This window comes from Pseudomonas sp. A25(2017) (assembly GCF_002001065.1).
GTDB classification, from domain to species: Bacteria; Pseudomonadota; Gammaproteobacteria; order Pseudomonadales; family Pseudomonadaceae; genus Aquipseudomonas; species Aquipseudomonas kilonensis.
On record NZ_MUOA01000098.1, the window covers coordinates 1 to 22,450 of the forward strand.

20 protein-coding genes and 1 pseudogene are annotated in these 22,450 nt (G+C 59.4%); 3 read left to right on the plus strand and 18 right to left on the minus strand.

Annotation, left to right across the window (positions count from 1 at the left end; genetic code table 11):
* Positions 1-94: 94 nt before the first annotated feature.
* Positions 95-559, minus strand: a complete 465-nt coding sequence (locus B0E42_RS24965; protein ID WP_077508103.1) for a DUF3859 domain-containing protein — start codon at positions 557-559, stop codon at positions 95-97.
* Between the two features lie 136 nt (positions 560-695).
* On the minus strand, positions 696-1,712 hold the full coding sequence (locus B0E42_RS24970) for an amidohydrolase family protein (protein WP_018610120.1): 1,017 nt from the start codon (positions 1,710-1,712) through the stop codon (positions 696-698).
* 126 nt (positions 1,713-1,838) lie between these two features.
* On the opposite strand from B0E42_RS24970, the gene B0E42_RS24975 reads away from it, so the two are divergent.
* Complete coding sequence (locus tag B0E42_RS24975; protein WP_077508115.1) at positions 1,839-2,699, plus strand: pirin family protein; 861 nt, start codon at positions 1,839-1,841, stop codon at positions 2,697-2,699.
* A gap of 206 nt (positions 2,700-2,905) precedes the next feature.
* Here the strand turns inward: B0E42_RS24975 and B0E42_RS24980 are convergent, their stop codons facing one another.
* From B0E42_RS24980 to B0E42_RS24990, 3 genes and pseudogenes are all read right to left on the minus strand, one after another.
* On the minus strand, positions 2,906-3,634 hold the full coding sequence (locus B0E42_RS24980) for a dienelactone hydrolase family protein (RefSeq protein ID WP_077508106.1): 729 nt from the start codon (positions 3,632-3,634) through the stop codon (positions 2,906-2,908).
* A gap of 69 nt (positions 3,635-3,703) precedes the next feature.
* Positions 3,704-5,608 carry a molecular chaperone HtpG gene (htpG, locus tag B0E42_RS24985; protein WP_018610114.1) on the minus strand — a complete coding sequence of 635 codons (1,905 nt, stop codon included), beginning with the start codon at positions 5,606-5,608 and terminating at the stop codon, positions 3,704-3,706.
* A gap of 87 nt (positions 5,609-5,695) precedes the next feature.
* Positions 5,696-5,812, minus strand: a pseudogene (locus tag B0E42_RS24990) (PaaI family thioesterase); the annotation flags it as partial.
* Positions 5,813-5,933: 121 nt separating this feature from the next.
* On the opposite strand from B0E42_RS24990, the gene B0E42_RS24995 reads away from it, so the two are divergent.
* Positions 5,934-6,821: a DMT family transporter gene (locus B0E42_RS24995; RefSeq protein WP_077508109.1), complete on the plus strand. Its 888-nt coding sequence runs from the start codon at positions 5,934-5,936 to the stop codon at positions 6,819-6,821.
* A gap of 5 nt (positions 6,822-6,826) precedes the next feature.
* On the opposite strand, the gene B0E42_RS25000 is transcribed toward B0E42_RS24995, so the two are convergent.
* Both B0E42_RS25000 and B0E42_RS25005 read right to left on the minus strand, forming a co-directional pair.
* Positions 6,827-7,288, minus strand: coding sequence for a PaaI family thioesterase (locus B0E42_RS25000; protein ID WP_053189657.1), 462 nt, complete (start codon positions 7,286-7,288; stop codon positions 6,827-6,829).
* Positions 7,285-7,761, minus strand: coding sequence for a PaaI family thioesterase (locus B0E42_RS25005; protein ID WP_018610111.1), 477 nt, complete (start codon positions 7,759-7,761; stop codon positions 7,285-7,287). Before B0E42_RS25005 ends, B0E42_RS25000 begins: the two co-directional genes overlap by 4 nt.
* A 157-nt stretch (positions 7,762-7,918) precedes the next feature.
* On the opposite strand from B0E42_RS25005, the gene B0E42_RS25010 reads away from it, so the two are divergent.
* Positions 7,919-8,173 (plus strand): hypothetical protein, encoded by a 255-nt coding sequence (locus B0E42_RS25010; protein WP_018610110.1) that lies wholly within the window; start codon positions 7,919-7,921, stop codon positions 8,171-8,173.
* Between the two features lie 73 nt (positions 8,174-8,246).
* On the opposite strand, the gene B0E42_RS25015 is transcribed toward B0E42_RS25010, so the two are convergent.
* The 11 genes from B0E42_RS25015 to sdhC form a co-directional block, all read right to left on the minus strand.
* Entirely contained in the window at positions 8,247-8,984 is a 738-nt protein-coding gene (locus B0E42_RS25015) for a DUF599 domain-containing protein (RefSeq protein WP_018610109.1), read from the minus strand.
* A gap of 233 nt (positions 8,985-9,217) precedes the next feature.
* On the minus strand, positions 9,218-10,531 hold the full coding sequence (gene brnQ / locus B0E42_RS25020; RefSeq protein ID WP_018610108.1) for a branched-chain amino acid transport system II carrier protein: 1,314 nt from the start codon (positions 10,529-10,531) through the stop codon (positions 9,218-9,220).
* Positions 10,532-11,011: 480 nt separating this feature from the next.
* Entirely contained in the window at positions 11,012-11,896 is an 885-nt protein-coding gene (gene sucD, locus B0E42_RS25025; RefSeq protein WP_003179236.1) for a succinate--CoA ligase subunit alpha, read from the minus strand.
* Entirely contained in the window at positions 11,896-13,062 is a 1,167-nt protein-coding gene (sucC, locus tag B0E42_RS25030) for an ADP-forming succinate--CoA ligase subunit beta (protein WP_007919879.1), read from the minus strand. The genes sucD and sucC overlap by 1 nt, the downstream gene beginning before the upstream one ends.
* Positions 13,063-13,258: 196 nt before the next feature.
* The gene (gene lpdA, locus B0E42_RS25035) at positions 13,259-14,695 is read right to left on the minus strand and encodes a dihydrolipoyl dehydrogenase (RefSeq protein ID WP_018610102.1); all 1,437 of its coding nucleotides are present in this window, start codon (positions 14,693-14,695) and stop codon (positions 13,259-13,261) included.
* 113 nt (positions 14,696-14,808) lie between these two features.
* Positions 14,809-16,029, minus strand: coding sequence for a 2-oxoglutarate dehydrogenase complex dihydrolipoyllysine-residue succinyltransferase (gene odhB / locus B0E42_RS25040; RefSeq protein ID WP_014339583.1), 1,221 nt, complete (start codon positions 16,027-16,029; stop codon positions 14,809-14,811).
* Positions 16,030-16,073: 44 nt separating this feature from the next.
* A complete protein-coding gene (locus B0E42_RS25045; RefSeq protein WP_018610100.1) occupies positions 16,074-18,905 on the minus strand; it encodes a 2-oxoglutarate dehydrogenase E1 component in 2,832 nt (943 codons plus the stop codon).
* Between the two features lie 262 nt (positions 18,906-19,167).
* On the minus strand, positions 19,168-19,872 hold the full coding sequence (locus B0E42_RS25050) for a succinate dehydrogenase iron-sulfur subunit (protein ID WP_018610098.1): 705 nt from the start codon (positions 19,870-19,872) through the stop codon (positions 19,168-19,170).
* Positions 19,873-19,883: 11 nt separating this feature from the next.
* A complete protein-coding gene (sdhA, locus tag B0E42_RS25055) occupies positions 19,884-21,656 on the minus strand; it encodes a succinate dehydrogenase flavoprotein subunit (RefSeq protein WP_014339586.1) in 1,773 nt (590 codons plus the stop codon).
* A 3-nt stretch (positions 21,657-21,659) separates the two neighbouring features.
* Positions 21,660-22,028 carry a succinate dehydrogenase, hydrophobic membrane anchor protein gene (gene sdhD, locus B0E42_RS25060; protein ID WP_014339587.1) on the minus strand — a complete coding sequence of 123 codons (369 nt, stop codon included), beginning with the start codon at positions 22,026-22,028 and terminating at the stop codon, positions 21,660-21,662.
* On the minus strand, positions 22,022-22,396 hold the full coding sequence (sdhC, locus tag B0E42_RS25065; protein ID WP_003179220.1) for a succinate dehydrogenase, cytochrome b556 subunit: 375 nt from the start codon (positions 22,394-22,396) through the stop codon (positions 22,022-22,024). The genes sdhD and sdhC overlap by 7 nt, the downstream gene beginning before the upstream one ends.
* Between the last annotated feature and the right edge of the window lie 54 nt (positions 22,397-22,450).

Consider the following 22,450-nt stretch of genomic DNA (forward strand, 5'->3'; position numbering starts at 1 on the left):
CGCGAATGCGGTGGGTCAGCTAGCAAATGTGCCGTCTGACCCACCGCATTCGCGAGCAAGCCCGCTCCCACATGATATCTAAAGTGGGTGGAATTCAGCGCACGACAAACCGCTGCTGCGTCAGCAGCCGATCACCCTGGAACACCATGAACCGCCATTCCCCCGGCACCACTTCGTGGCTTTCGGTGAATTCGTAGGCCATGACATCCTGAGGCGCGCCGGGCACCAGCTTCTGGATGATCTCGAACTTATCGTGGCGCACGCCATCGGGGGTGCGGATGCCGGGGGTGAAATACAACAGGGTCAACGGCTGGTCGTCCGCGACCTTGCCAGCCAACTGATAGCGCATGCCGAACTTGGTGCCCAGCTTCGCCGGCACGCTCTCGGTCTGGCGGATCTGCTCGTTGCTGCGCCGCAGGACCCGCTCTCCCGATTGCAGCTCGGCTTGCGGCCCTTCGAAGACGCCGTATTCCACCGGGCCTTCGACACGGACTTCGGCCTGTGCCAGGCCGCAGGTCAACAACAGCGCGACCAGTGCGCTTGAACGGGTGAGGTGCATAGTGCGCTCCTTGATTGAGATGAGCGCGAGGGTATGACGCGGGAGTGACAGGCTGATGACAAAGCGATGTTGGTCTGTGGGAGCAAAGCTTGCTCGCGATGCAGGCACCTCGTTTCCCCGGAAGCCGGCGTCGTCTTCATCGCGGGCAAGCCTTGCTCCCACACAACACCGCCAGAAAGTTATCCCGCGCCACCTTCCGCGCCACGTCTTGCGGCAAGGCATCGAGAAACGGATCGAAGCTGCGCAGCTCCTTGCCCAACTTGTTGAACCGCCCGACGACATCCGACCCCACCATGAAGCGCTCAGGAAAGCGCTCCACCAGCTTTACCCACTCATCCCGGGGCTTACCCGCCTCGTCCAGCAAGTACGGCGTGAGCACGCTCCAGGACAGGTCTATGTACAGATTGGGGTAAGCCTCGAGCATGCGGGTCAGGGTCGGCAACAGAAAATCCAAGCGGGTCTGGTGGCGATGGATTTCCATGCTGGTACCGGCGTGGGCCCAGATGAAGCGCGTGTGCGGGTGATTGCGCAACGGCTCCTCGATTTCTGCCAGGTACAGCGGATTTTTCTCACGCTTGGAAGTGATGTTGGAATGCAGCATCACCGGCAGGTCGTTCTCGGCCGCCAGGTGATAGATCCGCGTCATGGCTTCGTTGTTGGCCCGAGGGGTGTCGCCCGAGGTCAGCGCCGTCAGGTCGTCATGGCGGGTGAAGACTTCGCCGATGCCTTGCCACAACCCCGGGTAGAGATCGAGCATGCGCTGGATGTGGGCGGCGGAGTTCTTGTCGTTGGGGTTGAAGCCCGACAGGAATGGATGGAAGTGCCGGCGCTGTTCGTCGGTCAGCTTGCTCACCGCTGCAGCGACAATCACGTCGGTGGCGCTGTACCAATAGGCATCCGCGTCGTCACCGGCGTAATAGCGCGGACGCTTGGGTTCGTCCTCATGCCATTTCTTGGCCACCGGCACACCGGAAATCATCACATGTTCAATGCGATTGTCCGCCATTGCCTGGAGCAGCTTGGGCATGCCGGCGGTTTCCTGAAAGAAATCGACGTAATGCAGGTGCGCATCGCTGTAGGCATATTCGCGGGCCACGGCGCCGCTACTCGAAACGACCAGCAACCAGGCGAAGATCAAACGGGTCAAGGGCACGAGCAGTCTCCAAAAGCCATGAACACCGTAGACCCCAACCGTCCCGCTCGGGTTCAAGGCGCATCTGCCGCGCCTGCCGGCGGCGGGTTATGCTTCGTGCAACCGTTGTTCAACCTGGAAGACAACATGACCACTCCCCTGACCATTCGCCCCCGCGCCGAAGATGTCGAAGGCCAGCCGATTCTTCGCCCGCTGCCGTCCGCCAAATGCCGCAGCGTCGGGCCTTTCGTGTTCTTCGATCACATGCTGCAAACCACCTACCCGGCCGGCAGAGGCATGAACATCCGCCAGCATCCGCATATCGGCCTGTCCACCCTCACTTACCTGTTCGAAGGAAAACTCCAGCACAAGGACAGCCTGGGTTCCGACCAGGTGGTGAACGCCGGGGATGTCAGCTGGATGACCGCCGGCAGCGCCATCGCCCATGTCGAGCGCACCCCTGAGTCATTGCTGGGCAGCGCGTTTGTCATGCACGGGTTGCAAGTCTGGCTGGCCTCACCCCAGTCCCACGAACAGGGCCCGGGGCACTACAGTCATCACCCGGCACACAGCCTGCCGGTCAGCGAGAACCTGGGGGTCAGCATCCGCATGATCGCCGGGTCAGGCTTTTGCCTGGAATCGCCGGTGCCGGTGCTGTCGCCGACGCTTTATGCCGAGTTGAAACTGCAAACCGCGACGACCTTGCTGATTCCCACCGAGCATGCAGAGCGGGCCCTGTATGTGTTGAGCGGCGAGGCGTCATTGGATGGCGAGCCGTTAGAAGCCCATTCCCTGGTGATACTGCCGACAGGGGAAGAAATGACGCTGTTTGCCGACAGTGACTGCCATGCCGTGCTGTTCGGCGGTGCGCCCCTGGACGGGCCGCGACGGATCAACTGGAATTTCGTTTCCAGCGACCCGGCCCGGATCGATGAAGCTCGCCGGCGCTGGGCGGCTGGAGACTGGCCGACGGTGCCGGGGGAAAGCGAGCGGATCGAGTTGCCCTAGATTCACAACATCCTGTGGCGAGGGAGCTTGCTCCCGCTCGACTCTGTAGGAGCTGGCGAAGCCTGCGATCTTTTGATCTTGATCTTTCGCTTGAGATTCAAGTGACTGGGGAAAGATCGCAGCCTCGTTTCACTCGACAGCTCCTACACAGCTCCTACAGGCCCAGCGGGAGCAAGCTCCCTCGCCACAGGTTCAACTTGAAGCATTCAGCCCCTGAACACTTCATCCAACAAATTATGCATCGACCTGAACGCTCGCCCGGCCACCTTGGCGTCGTACATCATCTTGCCCGGCACATTGGCCTGCGGGTCGGTGAACGAATGCACCGCACCGCCGTAGCTCAGCAGTTGCCAATCCACCCCGACGGCGTTCATTTCAGCTTCGAAGGCCGGTAGCTGCTCTTTCGGCACCAGCGGGTCGGAGGCGCCATGCATGACCAACACCGCGCCCTTGATGTTCTGCGCATCGGCCGGGTTCGGTGTATCCAGGGTGCCGTGGAAGGAAATCGCCGCCTTCAGCGGTGCGCCGCTGCGGGCCAGTTCCAGGGCGCAGCAGCCACCGAAGCAAAAGCCGAACGTGGCCAGCCTGGAAGCGTCGACCTGCGCTTCGCCCTGGCTCTGCAGTTGCTCGAGCGCCGCCTGCATGCGCTTGCGCAACAACGCCCGGTCGTTCTTGAGGGGCATCATCGCCGCTCCCGCCTCATCGGCATTGCTCGGGCGGACCGCCTGCCCGTACAGGTCGGCGATCAACACCACATAACCGTTGGCCGCCACCGATCTGGCGATGTCCTCGGCTCCCCCCCCTACGCCCATCCAATTTGGCGCCATCAGCAAACCCGGGCGCGAGCCCTGTTGGCTGATGTCGAAGGCCAGGCGACCTTCATAACTTTGACCATCGATCTGATAGACCAGCGAACGAACCGTAACCTGACTCATGGCGGACTCCTCTTGAACGGAACACCAGAAAAGAAAAAACCCGCCGAAGCGGGTTTTTCCTGCACTTGCTTAAGCTGACAGTTCAACCAGCAGCTTGTTCAGGCGACGCACATACGCCGCCGGGTCCTTCAGGCTGTCGCCAGCCGCCAGGGCCGCTTGGTCGAACAGGATGTGCGACAGATCGCCGAAACGCTCTTCGCTCTGCTCGTTGTCGAGCTTTTCCACCAGCGGGTGGGCCGGGTTGAATTCGAAGATCGGCTTGGAGTCCGGGACTTTCTGGCCGCTGGCTTCGAGGATCTGGCGCATTTGCAGGCCCAGGTCCTGCTCACCGATGGCCAGGATTGCCGGGGAATCGGTCAGGCGGTGCGAGACACGCACTTCGCTGACTGCATCGCCCAGGGCCGTCTTGATCCGCTCGACCAGGCCTTCCTTGCTCTTGGCGACTTCTTCGGCGGCTTTCTTGTCTTCTTCCGAATCCAGGTTGCCGAGGTCCAGGTCACCACGGGCCACATCGACGAAGCTCTTGCCGTCGAACTCGCTGAGGTAGCTCATCAGCCATTCATCGATGCGGTCGGTCAGCAGCAGCACTTCGATGCCTTTCTTGCGGAAGACTTCCAGGTGCGGGCTGTTCTTGACCTGTGCATAAGTTTCACCGGTCAGGTAGTAGATCTTGTCCTGGCCTTCCTTGGTACGGGCCAGGTAATCGGCCAAGCCAACGATCTGCTCGCCATCGTCACCCTGGGTCGACGCAAAGCGCAGCAGGCCGGCGATTTTCTCTTTGTTGGCGAAGTCCTCGGCCGGGCCTTCCTTCATCACTTGGCCGAAGTTTTTCCAGAAGCCCTTGTACTGCTCGGGCTCGTTCTTCGCCAGTTTTTCCAGCATGTCCAGCACGCGCTTGGTCAGTGCCGACTTCATCGAATCGATGATCGGATCTTTCTGCAGGATTTCCCGCGAAACGTTCAGCGACAAATCGTTGGAATCCACCACGCCCTTGATGAAGCGCAGGTACAGCGGCAGGAACGATTCGGCCTGGTCCATCACGAACACGCGCTGCACGTACAGCTTCAGGCCGCGTGGCGCTTCGCGCTGGTACAAATCGAAAGGTGCACGGGCCGGCACGTACAGCAACGAGCTGTACTCCAGCTTGCCTTCGACCTTGTTATGGCTCCAGCTCAGCGGGTTCTCGAAGTCGTGGGCGATGTGCTTGTAGAACTCCTGGTATTCCTCGTCTTTCACCTCGGTGCGCGGACGGGTCCACAAGGCACTGGCGCGGTTGACGGTTTCCCATTCCACTTCAGGCTTTTCTTCGCCTTCGGCAGCGGTGACTTCCTTCGGCAGCTCGATCGGCAGCGCGATATGGTCGGAGTACTTCTTGATGATGTTGCGCAGGCGCCAGCCATCGGCGAACTCGTCTTCGCCGGACTTGAGGTGCAGCACAATGCGGGTGCCGCGATCAGCCTTGTCGACGGTGGCGACTTCAAACTCGCCCTCGCCCTTGGACGACCAGTGCACACCTTCGCTCGCAGCGAGGCCGGCACGGCGGCTGAACACTTCGACCTGGTCGGCAACGATGAACGCGGAATAGAAACCGACGCCGAACTGACCGATCAGGTGGGAATCTTTCTTCTGATCGCCCGACAGGTTCTTCATGAAGTCGGCGGTGCCGGACTTGGCGATGGTGCCCAGGTGCGTGATCACCTCTTCGCGGCTCATGCCGATGCCGTTGTCTTCGAGGGTGACGGTTTTCGCGTCCTTGTCGAAGCTCACACGGATTTTCAGCTCAGCGCCGCCTTCCAGCAATTCAGGCTTGGAAAGGGCTTCGAAACGTAATTTGTCGACAGCGTCAGAGGCGTTCGAAATCAACTCGCGAAGGAAAATTTCCTTATTGGAATACAGCGAGTGAATCATCAGGTGCAGCAGTTGCTTCACCTCGGTCTGGAAGCCCAGGGTTTCCTTTTGAGTTTCCACGCTCATGGTCATCAAACTCCAAGTGGATGGTGGTGTCCGCCTCGCTGAGATTGGCGGCGGGATGTCCTCAAGGTGGGGGCAACGCTGATGATTTCAAGGGCGATCCGGTTTTGACGGCTCCTGGATCTTGAAATGGGCCCGGGCAGTGGCGATGGGCTCGGCCTCGACGCCTTGCCAGGCGGTGATCGCGACGTTGGCCACCCGCCTCTGGCACCTGGCCGGGTACTGATGGAAATGTGTTGCGAAGAAATTGCCTGAGCCACGGATAATCGCTGCTTTAATACCCGACGGCGGTTCACGAAGAACAATGGCCGAGTAAAAAGGAGCGTCAATGCATCAGGTAAAGCTGCCACTAGGTGGAGCGTTATGGATGGCAGCAAGCCTGCTTTCATTCATAGGCATGGCCGTCGCGGCCCGAGAGCTTTCCACGTTCATGTCGATCTTCGAGATCCTGTTTTTCAGGTCCTTGGTCGGACTGATCATTATTTTTCCGGTTATTTACCAACAGCGCGCCACGCTCAAACAAGCCCGTGACCTGGGTCTACAGATTGGCAGGAACGCAGTTCACTTCGCCGGACAATATGCCTGGACCATTGGCGTGGCATCGCTTCCGTTGGTTAAGGTCTTTGCCCTGGAGTTCACCACCCCGATATGGGTTTCCCTCCTGGCGTTTTTATTCTTGAAGGAAAAACTCTCCACCGCCAGGGTACTCGCCGCCATCGGCGGTTTCCTGGGCGTCCTGGTCATTCTAAGGCCCGGCCTTGATAGCATTGAACCCGCCGCGTTTATCGTTCTTCTGGCCGCCATGGGCTACGCAACATCCATCATCATGGTGAAAAAACTGACGTTGACCAGCAGTCCCGCCATCATCGTGATCTGGATGGTGCTTCTACAATTGCCCTTGGGCCTTGGTCTGTCCCTGGCACAATGGCGTACCCCTACGCTCGCCTGCATCCCCTGGATCCTGCTGTTGGGCATAACGGGTTTAAGTGCACACTTCGCCATGGCCAAGGCACTGAGCGTCATGGAAGCCTCCATTGCCATCCCGATTGATTTTTTCAGGGTGCCACTCATTGCCGTCGTTGGTTTTTTTCTCTACAGCGAGCCTCTCGAAATCTGGGTATTGGTCGGCGCAGTGATTATCTTCGCCTCAAACTATCTGACCTTCCGGGTCGAACAAAGGAACATGCCATCGTCAACTTCACCGAGCTCCGAGTGATCAGCTCAAGGGCGATCCGGTTTTGACGGCTCCTGGATCTTGAAATGTGCCCGGGCGGTGGCGATGGGTTGTGCCTCGACGTCTTGCCAGGCGGTGATCGCGACGTTGGCGACCCGCCGGCCCTGGCGCCAGACCTGGCATTTGGCGTAGGTGTCGCGAAACTGTCCGGTGCGCAGGTAATCCAGGGAAAAGTCGATGATTTTCGGTATGCCTGGCGTGCCGGTGGCGATCAACAAATGCACGGCAGCGGCCAGCTCCATGAAACCGGCGATGACGCCGCCGTGGATGGCCGGCAGTAAAGGGTTACCAATGTTGTCTTTGTTGGCCGGCAGGCGAAACACCAAGTCGTCGCCCTGGCGCGTGCATTCGACGCCGATCAGTTGGGCATAGGGAATCGAGGCGAGCAGCAGCGCGTAGTCGCCCTGCTCACAGGCGCGGCGCAGTTGTTCCTGGGTGGTATCGGTCATGGCTGGCCCACGGCGGTCATCGGGCTGGCCTTCCCCATGCCCCTGGCATGCTGGCCCAGGCGCATGAAGGTGCCCACCACATGTGCAATGGGTTTCTCGGGGTCGTCCTGATAGGCGAAACCCCGGCTGAAGATCACGTCCGGGGTGACCCGATAGCATTGCGCGAAGCCGTAGACATCCTTGTGGGGCTCGGCGGCGTGCATGTAGTCGATACGCAGGTCGAGGGTGGGACAGACTTCGAATTGCGGCAGCACACATAGGGTCGACATGCCGCACGCGGTGTCCATCAATGAGGTCAACGCCCCACCGTGGATGATGCCTGTCAGGGGATTTCCGACGATTTGCGGGCTGAACGGCAGGATGACCGTCAGCCCGTCACGACTGGCGCTGTGCAGCTTCAAGCCCAGCACCTGGCAATGCCTGAGTGCGGATAAAAAGCGTGTCGCACGCTCAAAAACGGGGTCTTCGGCCATTTGATTAACGCTCCAGTGAGTGACGAGACCTGACGACAGGTGCGATCCACAAAGTTCCGTTGCAGTGCAAAGTTATATATCTGTTATGCAACAGGAACTTAATCCGAGGGGTGGCGTTCAAAAGGCCAGTAGTTATTTCCATAAGGAGAAACACCCCATGCGTAAGACTTTTGCTATTGCCTTGATGTTGGCCGCTTCCCTCGGTCTCGCTGCCTGCGATAAAAAATCCGAGGACAAAGCTCAAGATGCCCAACAACACGCTGAGCAAGCTCAGCAAGACATGAACAAAGCACAGGATAAAGTGAACGACGCGGCGAAAGAAAACGCCGAAGCCGCCAAAGCTCAGTCTGAATCGAACAGCGCCGCTCAGCAGGAACAAGCCCCTGCTCCTGCCGCGCCTAAAACCAACTGATACGGTTTTAGCGGCAAAAGAAAACCCGCCTGGTGCGGGTTTTCTTTTGCCTGCGATTTGGCGGCGTCGCCTGTCAGGCCGCTTCCTTGCCCACCTCGGACACTGGCGCTTCGGTGGGGGTATAGACCATCACATCCAGCACATCGGAGTGAAACTCGCGCTGGTACAACACAAACACCACGCCGGCACTCATCAACATGAATAACCAGGGGCTGACGAACCACGCCAACATGGTCATGCCGAAGTAATAGGCACGCAGGCCGAAGTTGAACTGGTTGGCGGCCATGGAGATCACTCGCGCCGCTCTTAGTGCAAAGGCCTTGCGCTCTTGCTCCGACACATGGCGCTCGCCGATCATCGGTGCCGAGCCAATCAGGACCGCCGCGAAGTTGTACTGGCGCATGCACCAACTGAACGTGAAGAACGCATACACGAACACCAGTGCCAGGCACAGCAACTTGACCTCCGCCATGCCCTGGGAAGCCTGCTGTACCATGGGGATGTCCGCCAGCAACGACACCGCCCGATCGGACGCGCCGAGTACTGTCAGGATACCGGCCAGGATGATCAGTGTGCTGGAGGCGAAAAATGATGCGTTGCGCTCCAGGTTGCCGATCACGCTGGCATCGGCGATACGGTTCTCACGCAGCAGCATGCGGCGCATCCAGTCTTCGCGGTACAGGTGCATCACACTGGCCAGGCAGGCCGTGTCGCGCGCCTTCCAGGTGGCATAACGGGTGTAGCCCGCCCAGCAGATGATGAACCAGGCGGCGGCAAGCAGGTGGATCAGGTTGGCTTGGATGAATGACATTCGATTTCCTGTGACGAAACAAAATCTGTGGCAATAGTATCAGCGAACCCTGTGGGAGCGAGCCTGCTCGCGATAGCGGTATAACGTTCACTTCGATGTCGGCAGCTCCAACGCTATCGCGAGCAGGCTCGCTCCCACAGTCCACGGAAAAAGACACTGCACTCAAAAAAATGCCCCGTATCGATTGATACGGGGCATTTCAGTTCTTGCCGATGGATCTGCCAGTAGGCCGCTTAAGCCAACGCTTCGCTGCGTTTGCCCAGCAGGCGATCGCACACCACCGCGACCGCCAGGGTCATCACCGAAGGCACCAGCCAGGCCAGGCCTTGCTCGCTCAGCGGCAGATGGGCCAGTTGCGTCGGCATCCAGTCCGCCAGGCCGGCGCCCTTGAGCGCATCGATCAGGCCAAACAGGAATGACACCAGCATCACCGGGCCAACGATGCGCCCCTGCTCGTGCCAGAAGTCCTTGCAGAAGCTCAGGGCCACCAGGGCGATGCACGGTGGGTAGATCGCGGTGAGGACCGGAATCGAGAAGGCGATCAGCTTGGTCAGGCCCAGGTTGGACACCAGCAGCGAAAAGGCCGCCAGGATCACGACCAGGGTCTTGTAGGACAGCGGCAGTACGCGGCTGAAGTACTCGGCGCAGGCACAGGTCAGGCCGACAGCAGTCACCAGGCACGCCAGGGAGATCAGCACCGCCAGGAAACCGCTGCCCAGGCTGCCGAAGGTGTGTTGCACGTAGGCATGCAGCACAGCCGCGCCGTTGGTCGCGCCCATGGCCACTTCATGGCTGCCCGAACCCAGGCGGAACAGGCTGACGTAGACCAGCGCCAGGCCCACCCCGGCAATCAGCCCGGCGATGATCGCATAGCGGGTGATCAAGGCCGGCGACTCGACGCCCCGGGAACGGATCGCGTTGACGATGACAATGCCGAACACCAAGGCGCCCAGGGTATCCATGGTCAGGTAGCCATTGATGAACCCTTGGGAGAACGGTGCCGCGATGTACTCGGGGGTGGCCACGCCGATATCACCCGTGGGCAAGACAAACGCCGCGATGCCGAGCACGGCCAGGGCGATGATCTTCAGTGGCGCGAGGAAGCGTCCGACGGTGTCCAGCAGGCGGCCCGGGTAGAGCGAGATGAAAAACACCAGCAGGAAATACGCTGCGCTGTAGAGGAACAGCGCCAGCGGGCTTTCACCGGTCAACGGCGCCAAGCCGACTTCGAACGAAACGGTGGCGGTACGCGGCGTGGCGAACAACGGGCCGACGGCCAGGTAGCACACCGCCGCCAGCAAGCCGCCGGCGACCTTGCCGATGGGGCTGCTCAAGGCGTCCATCGCCCCGCCCACCTTGGCCAGTGCAACGACCGTGATGACCGGCAGCCCGACCGCCGTGATCAAAAAGCCCAGCGCCGCCATCCAGACATGAGGCCCGGACTGCAAACCGACGATAGGCGGGAAGATGATGTTGCCGGCCCCGACGAACAGGGCAAATGTCATGAAACCGAGCGCCAGGATGTCCTGGCCTTTCAACACTTTCATTAAGGAAACCACACTACTGAATCGGAATTTAGAGAGGGATTTCCCTTATGGGTGAGGGAAATGCTGCCGATCCGTATGGGACCGACCCGTTTAGCGCGGCGCTTCCTTGTGGGCAGCGGTCGCAAAAATGGCTGCTAGCCTAACGAATTTAGCGAGAGAACGCACTGTTAAGGGGCGAACTATCCGATGCACGACGTTCGTGTGTCGCGTTTACGTATCTATTTTCCTGCGAAGCCCCTGTGGCAAGGGGATTTATCTGTGGAGCAAGGCTTTGTGGGAGCAAGGCTTGCCCGCGATGGCGTCAGCGTGAACTTGACAGATAGAACTGGGTCGCCTGCATCGCGGGCAAGCCTTGCTCCCACAGGGCCTTGCTCCCACAGAGTGGACTGCACCCCAAAAACCTTGCCCCTACGGCCCCAGAAACGACAAAGGCCACCCGAAGGTGGCCTTTGTTGCTGGAACAAAAAAGTCAGCCGAAGCTTACTTCTTCATTTCCCAGCCAGTCAGCTCGGCCAGGGCCTTGCCGATGTCTGCCAGCGAACGCACGGTTTTCACGCCTGCGTCTTGCAGAGCAGCGAATTTCTCGTCTGCAGTGCCTTTGCCGCCAGAGATGATTGCGCCAGCATGGCCCATGCGCTTGCCCGGAGGAGCAGTCACACCAGCGATGTAGGAAACAACCGGCTTGGTCACGTTGGCCTTGATGTAGGCAGCCGCTTCTTCTTCAGCCGAACCGCCGATCTCACCGATCATGACGATCGCTTCGGTCTTCGGGTCTTCCTGGAACAGCTTCAGGATGTCGATGAAGTTCGAGCCTGGGATCGGGTCACCGCCGATGCCGACGCAAGTCGACTGACCGAAACCGGCGTCAGTGGTCTGCTTCACAGCTTCGTAGGTCAGGGTGCCGGAACGGGAAACGATACCGACCTTGCCTGGCAAGTGAATGTGACCTGGCATGATGCCGATCTTGCATTCGCCTGGAGTGATCACGCCTGGGCAGTTAGGGCCGATCAGGGTGATACCCAGCTCGTCGCACTTGACCTTGGCTTCCAGCATGTCGATGGTCGGGATGCCTTCGGTGATGCAGACGATCAGCTTGATGCCGCCGAACGCTGCTTCAAGGATGGAGTCCTTGCAGAAAGGAGCTGGAACGTAGATCACGCTGGCGGTGGCGCCAGTGGCGGCTACAGCGTCTTTCACGGTGTTGAACACTGGCAGGCCCAGGTGCTCGGTGCCGCCCTTGCCCGGTGTTACGCCGCCAACCATCTTGGTGCCGTATTCGATGGCTTGCTGGGTGTGGAAACTACCTTGCGAACCGGTAATACCCTGGCAGATAACCTTGGTGTCTTTATTGATCAGGACGCTCATTATTTGCCCTCCGCAGCTTTGACAACTTGTTGAGCAGCGTCGGTCAGGCTGGTAGCAGCGATGATGTTCAAACCGCTTTCTGCCAGTACTTTAGCGCCCAGCTCAGCGTTGTTGCCTTCAAGGCGAACAACAACCGGGATTTTCACGCCAACTTCTTTCACGGCGCCGATGATGCCTTCGGCAATCATGTCGCAGCGAACGATGCCGCCGAAGATGTTGACCAGTACTGCAGCGACGTTGGTGTCGGACAGGATGATCTTGAACGCTTCGGTTACGCGTTCCTTGGTAGCACCACCGCCCACGTCGAGGAAGTTGGCTGGCTTGCCGCCATGCAGGTTGACGATGTCCATGGTACCCATGGCCAGGCCAGCACCGTTGACCATGCAGCCGATGTTACCTTCCAGGGCTACGTAGTTCAGTTCGAACTTGGCAGCGTGCGCTTCGCGCGGATCGTCTTGCGACGGATCGTGGAAAGTCTTCAGCTTAGGCTGACGGTACATGGCGTTGGCGTCGATGTTGATCTTGGCATCGAGGCAGTGCAGGTCGCCGTCGGCCTTGATCACCAGCGGGTTCACTTCCAGCAGCGCCAGGTCGTGATCCTTGAACAGCTTGGCCAGACCTACGAAGATCTTGGCGAACTGAGCAACTTGCTTGCCTTCCAGGCCCAGCTGGAATGCCAGCTCGCGACCCTGGAATGGCTGTGCGCCAACCAGTGGATCGATGGTGGCCTTGAGGATTTTCTCAGGGGTATCGTGAGCGATTTTCTCGATGTCCACGCCACCTTCGGTGGAAGCCATGAACACGATGCGGCGGCTCGAACGGTCAACGACAGCGCCCAGGTACAGCTCTTTAGCGATATCAGTGCACGATTCAACCAGGATCTTGGTCACTGGCTGACCGTTGGCGTCAGTCTGGTAAGTCACCAGACGCTTGCCCAGCCACTGCTGTGCGAAGGCTTTGGCGTCTTCTTTGCTGCGAACCAGCTTGACGCCGCCCGCTTTACCGCGACCACCGGCGTGAACCTGGGCTTTGACAACCCATTCGCTGCCGCCGATTTTGTCGCAAGCTTCTGCTGCCGCTTCCGGGGTGTCTACCGCGTAACCGGTGGATACTGGCAGGCCGTACTCAGCGAACAGCTGCTTACCCTGATACTCGTGAAGATTCATGCTTATTACCGTCTTCGTTAGGTACTGCGCATTCGGTGCTGCACCGTTCTGGTGCCGCACCACCTGTGACTGCTGCTTGCGTAGCGTTCCAGTTAACCGGTTCGGCTACGCAAGGCTGCGTCCAGCGGATATTCCGCGGTGAGTCTTGCTCGCAAGGCTCACGACGGGCCATACCGCCGTGGTTTCTTATTGTCTATTAACGCTTCTTGCGGTTGGCCACGTGGATGGCGCCGCCATTTACGGCCAGGGCCGCTTCGTGCAAGGCTTCGGACAGGGTCGGATGGGAGAAGACCATCATGCCCAGATCCTCAGCGCTGGTGCCGAATTCCATGCCGATCGCGCCTTGCTGTACCAGCTCGGCAGCGCTTGGGCCAATGACGTGAACGCCCAATACGCGATCCGTCTTGGCATCGGCGATGACTTTCACGAAACCACCGGTATCGTTGGCTGCCATGGCACGGCCACTGGCTGCAAACGGGAAGGTGCCGACGTTAACTTCAACGCCTTCGGCTTTCAAGGCCTGCTCGGTCTTGCCAACCCATGCGATTTCCGGGTGGGTGTAGATAACCGAAGGGATCAGGTCGTAGTTCATCTGGGCTTTGTGGCCCTTGATGCGCTCGACAACCATGATGCCTTCTTCGGATGCCTTGTGTGCCAGCATCATGCCGCGAACCACGTCACCGATGGCGAAGACGCCCGGAACTGCGGTTGCGCACTGGTCGTCGACGGCAATGAAGCCGCGCTCGTCGATTTCCACGCCGCTGTCGGCAGCCAACAGGTCGGTAGTCACAGGACGACGGCCGACCGCGACGATCAGCTTGTCGAAGGTGATGGTCTGTTCGCCGTTGGTGTCGGTGTAGGTCACCACGACTTCTTCGCCGTTGACCTTCGAACCGGTGACGCGAGCGCCCAGCTTGATGTCCAGACCCTGTTTGGTCAGGGTTTTCAGCGCTTCCTTGGAAACCGCAGCGTCAGCGGCCATCAGGAAGGTGTCGAGGGCTTCCAGTACGGTCACTTGCGCACCCAGGCGCGACCATACCGAACCCAGCTCGAGGCCGATCACGCCAGCGCCGATCACGCCCAGGCGTTTTGGCACGGTCTGGAATTCCAGGGCACCGGTGGAGTCGACGATCACGTTCTGGTCGACCGGAGCCGGTGGAATGTCGATCGGACGCGAGCCTGGCGCCAGGATGACGTTCTCGGCTTCGATCACTTCAACCGAACCGTCTGGCTTGGTCACTTCGACTTTCTTGCCCATCAGCAACTTGCCGTGGCCTTCGATGGAGGTCACGCCGTTGGCCTTGAACAGGGTGGCGACACCGCTGGTCAGGTTCTTGACGATGCCAGCCTTGCGGCCAACCATCGCGGCGACGTCCATTTTCACTTCACCGGTAGAGATACCGTGAACGTTGAAGCTTTCTTTCGCTTCCTTGTATTTCCAGGAGCTGTCCAGCAGCGCCTTGGAAGGAATGCAACCGACGTTCAGGCAAGTACCGCCGAGGGCCAGCTTGCCCTCCTTGTCGGTGTATTTCTCGATGCAGGCAGTGGTAAGGCCCAGTTGCGCAGCCTTGATGGCCGCTACGTAGCCGCCAGGGCCCGCACCAATCACTACCACGTCGAATTTCTGAGTCATGAGTCATTCCTTTTCGAATCAAACCGGACGATCACTTGTGATGACCGTCGAGGGACGAAACCGGTTGTTTCAGCAAGAGGCCGGTCAAAACAGACCGGCCCTCGCGGCGAAAATCAGATATCCAGCAGCAGACGAGCCGGATCTTCAAGCAGGTTCTTGATGGTTACCAGGAACGTCACGGCTTCTTTGCCGTCGATCAGGCGGTGATCGTAGGACAGTGCCAGGTACATCATCGGACGAATCACGACCTGACCATTGATCGCCATAGGACGCTGCAGAATGTTGTGCATGCCCAGGATAGCCGCTTGTGGCGGGTTGACGATCGGGGTCGACATCATCGAACCGAATGTACCACCGTTGGTGATGGTGAACGTACCGCCGGTCATCTCTTCGATGGACAGCTTGCCGTCACGGGCCTTCTTGCCGAAGGTGGCGATGCCGCCTTCGATTTCGGCCAGGCTCATCAGTTCGGCGTTACGCAGTACCGGAACCACCAGGCCACGGTCGCTGGAAACAGCAACACCGATATCGGCGTAGCCGTGGTAGACGATGTCGGAACCGTCGATCGACGCGTTGACGGCCGGGAAGCGTTTCAGCGCTTCGGTGGCAGCCTTGACGAAGAACGACATGAAGCCCAGGCGTACGCCGTTGTGGGACTTCTCGAACAGATCCTTGTACTTCGAACGCAGGGCCATGACTTCGGTCATGTCGACTTCGTTGAAAGTGGTCAGCATCGCCATGTTCGACTGGGCTTCTACCAGACGCTTGGCCACGGTAGCGCGAACGCGGGTCATCGGAACGCGTTTTTCAACGCGGTCACCGGCAGCGAACACCGGAGCGGCAGCAGCAGGTGCGGCAGGCTTGGCTGGCGCGGCGGCTGGAGCGGCTTTCTTGGCGGCAACGGCTGCAACCACGTCTTCCTTGGTCACGCGACCACCCTTGCCGGTGCCGGCAACGGAAGCGATGTTGATGCCATTCTCTTCAGCCAGCTTGCGAGCAGCAGGGGCAGCGACTGGATCGTCTTCGCCACCAGCGGCTGGAGCAGCAGCCTGGGCGGCAGCCGGTGCAGCGGCGGCTGGAGCGGCGGCAGCAGCGCCGCCCTCTTCGATCGAGCCCAGGACCTGGTTCGACAGAACGGTAGCGCCTTCCTCGGCAATGATTGCGCCCAGCACGCCGTCAGCTTCGGCCAATACTTCCAGCACGACCTTGTCGGTCTCGATGTCGACGATCAGGTCGTCACGCTTGACGGCCTCGCCTGGTTTCTTGTGCCAGGTGGCAACGGTGCCATCGGCAACCGATTCCGGGAATGACGGGGCTTTGATTTCGATAGCCATTATCTGTGGGTCCTTAAAATTCGGTTTCAGTCAGCGCGAAGGCGTTAAACAGTGAAGGCATCTTGCAGCAGTTTTTCCTGCTGCTCGGCGTGCATCGACGCATAACCACACGCAGGTGCAGCAGAAGCATCACGGCCGGCATATTCCAGGCCCAGGGCCTTGTTATGGTTGCCGATGCTGCGACGCAGGTGATGCTGGCTGCTGTACCACGCGCCTTGGTTCATCGGCTCTTCCTGACACCACACCACATGGGTGAGGTTGGTGTAAGGCGCGATGGCCTCCATCAGGTCTTCTTCCGGGAACGGGTAAAGCTGCTCGATACGCACGATGGCGATGTCTTCGCGGCCTTCGGCACGACGTTTTTCCAGCAGGTCGTAGTAGACCTTGCCGCTGCACATGACCAGGCGAGTGACCTTCGCCGCGTCCAGGGTGTCGATTTCCGAAATAACGGTCTGGAACGAGCCTTCGGCCAGATCCTCGAGCGTGGAGATCGCCAGTTTGTGACGCAGCAGCGACTTCGGTGTCAGCACGATCAGCGGCTTGCGCAGCGGACGGATGACTTGACGACGCAGCAGGTGGTAGATCTGTGCCGGCGTGGTCGGTACACAAACCTGGACGTTGTGCTCGGCACACAGTTGCAGGTAACGCTCCAGACGTGCCGAAGAGTGCTCCGGCCCCTGCCCTTCATAACCGTGTGGCAACAGCATGGTCAGACCGCAGAGACGGCCCCACTTGTGCTCGCCGCTGGTGATGAACTGGTCGACAACCACCTGGGCACCGTTGGCGAAGTCGCCGAACTGGGCTTCCCAGATCACCAACGCCTCAGGCGTGGTGGTCGAGTAACCGTATTCGAACGCCAGCACGGCTTCTTCGGACAGGAACGAATCGTACAGGTCGAAACGTGGCTGGCCCTTGTACAGGTTTTGCAGCGGGACGTAGGTACCCGCGTCCTTCTGGTTGTGCAAGACAGCGTGACGGTGCGAGAACGTACCGCGACCGATGTCCTGACCCGTCATGCGAATCGGGTGACCTTCGAACGCCAGGGTCGCGTACGCCATGGTTTCGGCGTAACCCCAGTTGATCGGCAGGCCGCCGGCTTGCATCTTCTGCCGGTCTTCGTAGATTTTCGCGACCTGGCGCTGAACCACGAAGCCTTCCGGAATTTCCAGCAGCTTGGCGGACAGTTCCTGCAAGGTTTTCAGATCGAAGCGAGTGTCGTGACGCGCGGTCCAGGCGTGGCCCAGATACGGACGCCAGTCCACGAACAACTCTTTGTTCGGCTCTTTGACCAGGCTTTTTACCACGTGCAGACCGTTGTCCAGCGCGTTGCGGTATTCGTCGACTTTCGCCTGAACACGCTCAACGTCCAGCACACCGCTCTGGGTCAGATGATCGGCATACAGCTCACGGGTGGTGCGCTGTTTGGTGATCTGCTGATACATGATTGGCTGGGTGCCGCTTGGCTCGTCGGCCTCGTTGTGGCCGCGACGACGGTAGCAGACCAGGTCGATCACCACGTCACGCTTGAACTGCATGCGGTAGTCGATGGCCAGCTGGGTCACGAACAACACGGCTTCCGGATCATCACCATTCACATGGAGGATCGGCGCCTGGATCATCTTCGCAACGTCGGTCGCATACTCGGTGGAGCGCGAGTCCAGCGGGTTGCTGATGGTGAAACCGACCTGGTTGTTGATCACGATGTGCACGGTACCGCCGGTCTTGAAACCGCGGGTCTGCGACATCTGGAAGGTTTCCATGACCACGCCTTGACCGGCGAATGCCGCGTCACCGTGGATGGAGATCGGCAGTACCTTCTCGCCGGTAGGGTCGTTACGACGATCCTGACGGGCGCGGACCGAACCTTCGACCACTGGAGAAACGATTTCCAGGTGAGACGGGTTGAACGCCATGGCCAGGTGCACTTCGCCACCTGCGGTCATCACGTTGGACGAGAAGCCCTGGTGGTATTTCACGTCACCGGAACCCAGCTCGACCTTCTTCTTGCCTTCGAACTCGTCGAACAGCTCGCGCGGGTTCTTGCCGAAGGTGTTGACCAGCACGTTCAGGCGACCACGGTGGGCCATGCCGATCACGATTTCCTTGGTGCCGTAGGAACCGGAACGCTGGATCAACTCGTCGAGCATCGGAATCAGGCTCTCGCCGCCTTCCAGACCGAAACGCTTGGTACCCGGGTATTTGGTCCCGAGGTATTTCTCGAGGCCTTCGCCGGCGGTGACGCGCTCAAGCAGGTGGCTCTTGATGTCGACAGAGTACGTCGGACGGCCGCGCACGCTTTCCAGACGCTGCTGGAACCACTGGCGCTGCTCGGAATCGGTGATATGCGTAAATTCAGCGCCGATGGTGCGGCAATATGTCTGCTGCAACGCTTCGTGAATTTCGCGTAGGCTCGCTTCCTCTTTGCCGATGAACAGGTCGCCGGCACGGAAGGTCGTATCAAGATCGGCATTGGTCAAGCCGTAGTGAGTGATCGACAGGTCTGCAGGTGCAGGACGCTGCCACAGCCCCAGCGGGTCAAGCTGGGCTGACTGGTGGCCACGCATCCGGTAGGCCTGGATCAGTCGCAGCACTTCAACTTGCTTCTTCTCGTGTTCACTGCTCACGCTGCCGGCAGACACCGGTTGAGCGCGGCGCTGGTTCTTTGCCAGCAACACGAAATGATCGCGAATCGTCGAGTGCGAAACATCAGTGGCAGAGTTACCGTCAGCCGGCAACTTCTGAAAGTAGGTGCGCCATTCTTCTGGCACAGCGTTAGGGTCGTGCAGGTAGAGCTCGTAAAGCTCTTCCACATAGGCAGCGTTACCACCGGAAAGGTGGGCACTGTTCCACATGCGCTGCATCACGCTTTCTTGCATGCTTGGTCACCCTCGATTAGGGGAACACCATCGGCGAAAACACCGAGCAAACTTGCAGAAGTCCGAGTGCAGCGACTAAAACAAGCCACTTAGGATCACGCTGATAGTCCGGGTACCAGCCCGGATGCCCCTGCTTGTCTCATTTCTTCAAAATAAGAACCGCCGCTTTGTAAGCGGCTGTTCTGGTTATAGCCTCAGCGCGGGTTGAAGCCCGCGCCTGGCCTTCTACGGGTAAAGCGGTCCTACGGGTACAGCAGCTGAATCACACACCGCTCTGCAGCAGCATGTTACGTACGTGACCGATGGCCTTAGTCGGGTTCAGGCCTTTCGGGCAGACGTTGACGCAGTTCATGATCCCGCGGCAGCGGAATACGCTGAACGGGTCATCCAGTGCAGCCAGACGCTCGGACGTCTTGGTGTCACGGCTGTCTGCCAGGAAGCGGTACGCTTGCAGCAGGGCGGCCGGGCCCAGGAACTTGTCCGGGTTCCACCAGAAGGATGGGCACGAGGTCGAGCAGCAAGCGCACAGGATGCACTCGTACAGACCGTCGAGCTTCTCACGCTCTTCTGGGGACTGCAGACGCTCGATGGCCGGAGCCGGCGTGTCGTTCTGCAGGTATGGCTTCACCTTCTCGTATTGCTTGTAGAAGATGCTCATATCGACGACCAAGTCACGGATAACCGGCAAACCTGGCAACGGACGAACGATCAGCTTGTTGCCCTTGACCACCGCAGACAGCGGCGTGATGCAGGCCAGGCCGTTCTTGCCGTTGATATTCATGCCGTCGGAGCCGCAAACGCCCTCACGGCAAGAGCGACGATAGGAGAAACCCTCGTCCTGCTCTTTGATCAGGGCCAGCACGTCCAGCACCATCAGGTCTTTACCACCGGTATCGACCTGGAAATCCTGCATGAACGGCGCAGCGTCCTGATCAGGGTTGTAGCGATAAACACTGACTTGCAACATGGCGGCCACCCTTAATAAGTCCGAATCTTAGGTTCAAAAGTCGGAACAGTCTTCGGCGAGAAGTTCACAGCACGCTTGGTCACGCGCTTGTCACCCGGGAAGTAAAGGGTGTGGCACAGCCAGTTTTCGTCGTCACGATCTTCGAAGTCTTCACGGGCGTGAGCGCCGCGGGACTCTTTACGTACTTCGGCAGCAATGGCGGTAGCTTCAGCCACTTCCAGCAGGTTCTGCAATTCCAGCGCTTCGATACGGGCAGTGTTGAACGCCTGCGACTTATCGTTGATCTTCACGTTGGCGATTCGTTCACGCAATTGCGCCAGCTGGGCAATACCCTTCTGCATGTATTCGCCGGTACGGAATACACCGAAGTAGTTCTGCATGCAGTTTTGCAATTCGCGACGCAGGGTCGCCACGTCTTCGCCTTCGGTACGCTCGTTCAGAGCGGACAGACGCGCCAGGGCGGCTTCGATGTTGGCGTCGGTGGCATCGTCGTATTCGATACCGTCGGACAGGGCTTTTTCCAGGTGCAGGCCAGCAGCGCGACCGAAGACCACCAGGTCGAGCAACGAGTTGCCGCCCAGGCGATTGGCACCGTGGACCGATACGCAGGCCACTTCACCCACTGCGAACAGGCCAGGGATGATTTCGTCCACGCCTTCGGCGTTCTGGGTGATTGCCTGGCCATGAATGTTGGTGGCAACGCCGCCCATCATATAGTGGCAGGTTGGAACTACTGGAACTGGCGCAACGACCGGGTCGACGTGAGCGAAGGTCTTGGACAGCTCGCAGATGCCTGGCAGGCGGCTGTGCAGCACTTCCTCGCCCAGGTGGTCGAGCTTGAGCATCACGTGGTCGCCATTCGGGCCACAGCCGTTACCGGCGATGATCTCTTTAACCATCGAACGGGCAACCACGTCACGACCGGCAAGGTCCTTGGCGTTCGGAGCATAACGCTCCATGAAACGCTCGCCGTGCTTGTTGATCAGGTAACCGCCTTCACCGCGGCAACCTTCGGTGACCAGTACACCGGCGCCGGCGATGCCGGTTGGGTGGAACTGCCACATTTCGATGTCTTGCACCGGTACGCCTGCACGCAGGGCCATGCCGACGCCGTCACCGGTGTTGATCAGGGCATTGGTGGTGGAGGCATAGATACGACCTGCACCGCCGGTCGCCAGTACGGTGGCCTTGGCGCGGATGTAGGTGGTTTCGCCGGTTTCGATGCAGATCGCGATCACGCCGACAAAAGCGCCATCCTGGTTCTTCACCAGATCGACAGCGTAGTACTCGTTCAGGAACACGGTACCGGCTTTCAGGTTGCCCTGGTAAAGGGTGTGCAACAGTGCGTGACCGGTACGGTCGGACGCTGCGCAAGTACGTGCAGCCTGACCGCCCTTGCCGTAGTCCTTGGACTGGCCACCGAACGGACGCTGGTAGATACGACCTTGCTCGGTACGCGAGAAAGGCATGCCCATGTGGTCCAGCTCGTAAACGGCAGCCGGGCCTTCCTGACACATGTATTCGATAGCGTCCTGGTCACCGATATAGTCGGAACCCTTGACGGTATCGTACATGTGCCAGCGCCAGTCGTCGTTCGGGTCGGCCGAAGCGATGGCGCAGGTGATGCCGCCCTGGGCGGAAACAGTGTGCGAACGGGTCGGGAAGACCTTGGTGATCACGGCAGTCTTGTGACCGCCCTGTGCCAGTTGCAGCGCCGCGCGCATGCCGGCACCGCCACCACCAATGATGATGGCGTCGAAAGAAATCGTTGGAATGTTAGCCATGGATCAGATACCCCAGAGAATCTGCACACCCCAGACGAAGTAAGCGAACATCGCAACGCCGCATACTGCCTGGAAGAGGAAACGTACGGCAGTCGCCGATTTGCCGAACGCCATTGGCGTCAGGTAGTCGGTCGCGATGGTCCACATGCCGACCCAGGCGTGAGCGCCCAGTGCAACAAGTGCCAGCAGACTGAAGATGCGCATCCAGTTGTTTGCGAACAGTTCATGCCATTGGGCGTAGCCAATGCCAGGGTTTGCCACGACATATCCGATCAGGAAAATGAAGTAAGCCGCGAGAACGACCGCAGACACACGCTGGGCCATCCAGTCGTAGAGGCCCGAACGCGAAAGGTTCGTGACGTTGGTTACCATATCCAGACTCCTGCCAGAACGATCAGCACCGCAGACACGGCGATAATGATTTTCGAGCCCAGCTTGCCGCCTTCCAGCGTCTCACCGATGCCCATGTCCATGATCAAATGGCGCACACCGGCAACCAAGTGATACAGCAAGGCGGACAGGATGCCCCAAATCACTAGCTTGGCTAGCGGACTGGTCAGACACGCTTTCACCTGACCGAAGCCTTCTTCCGAATCGAGCGACTTGTCCAATGCATAAAGCATGATGGCCAGGCTGACGAAGAGGATGACACCGGAAATACGGTGAAGAATGGACGTGTAAGCAGTGACTGGGAGTTTGATGGTCCTTAGGTCTAGGTTTACAGGTCGTTGGCTTTTCACGGCTTTTTTTTCACACTGAAGAGCCCCTAACAATCAGGGCAAAGTTGTTGGGGC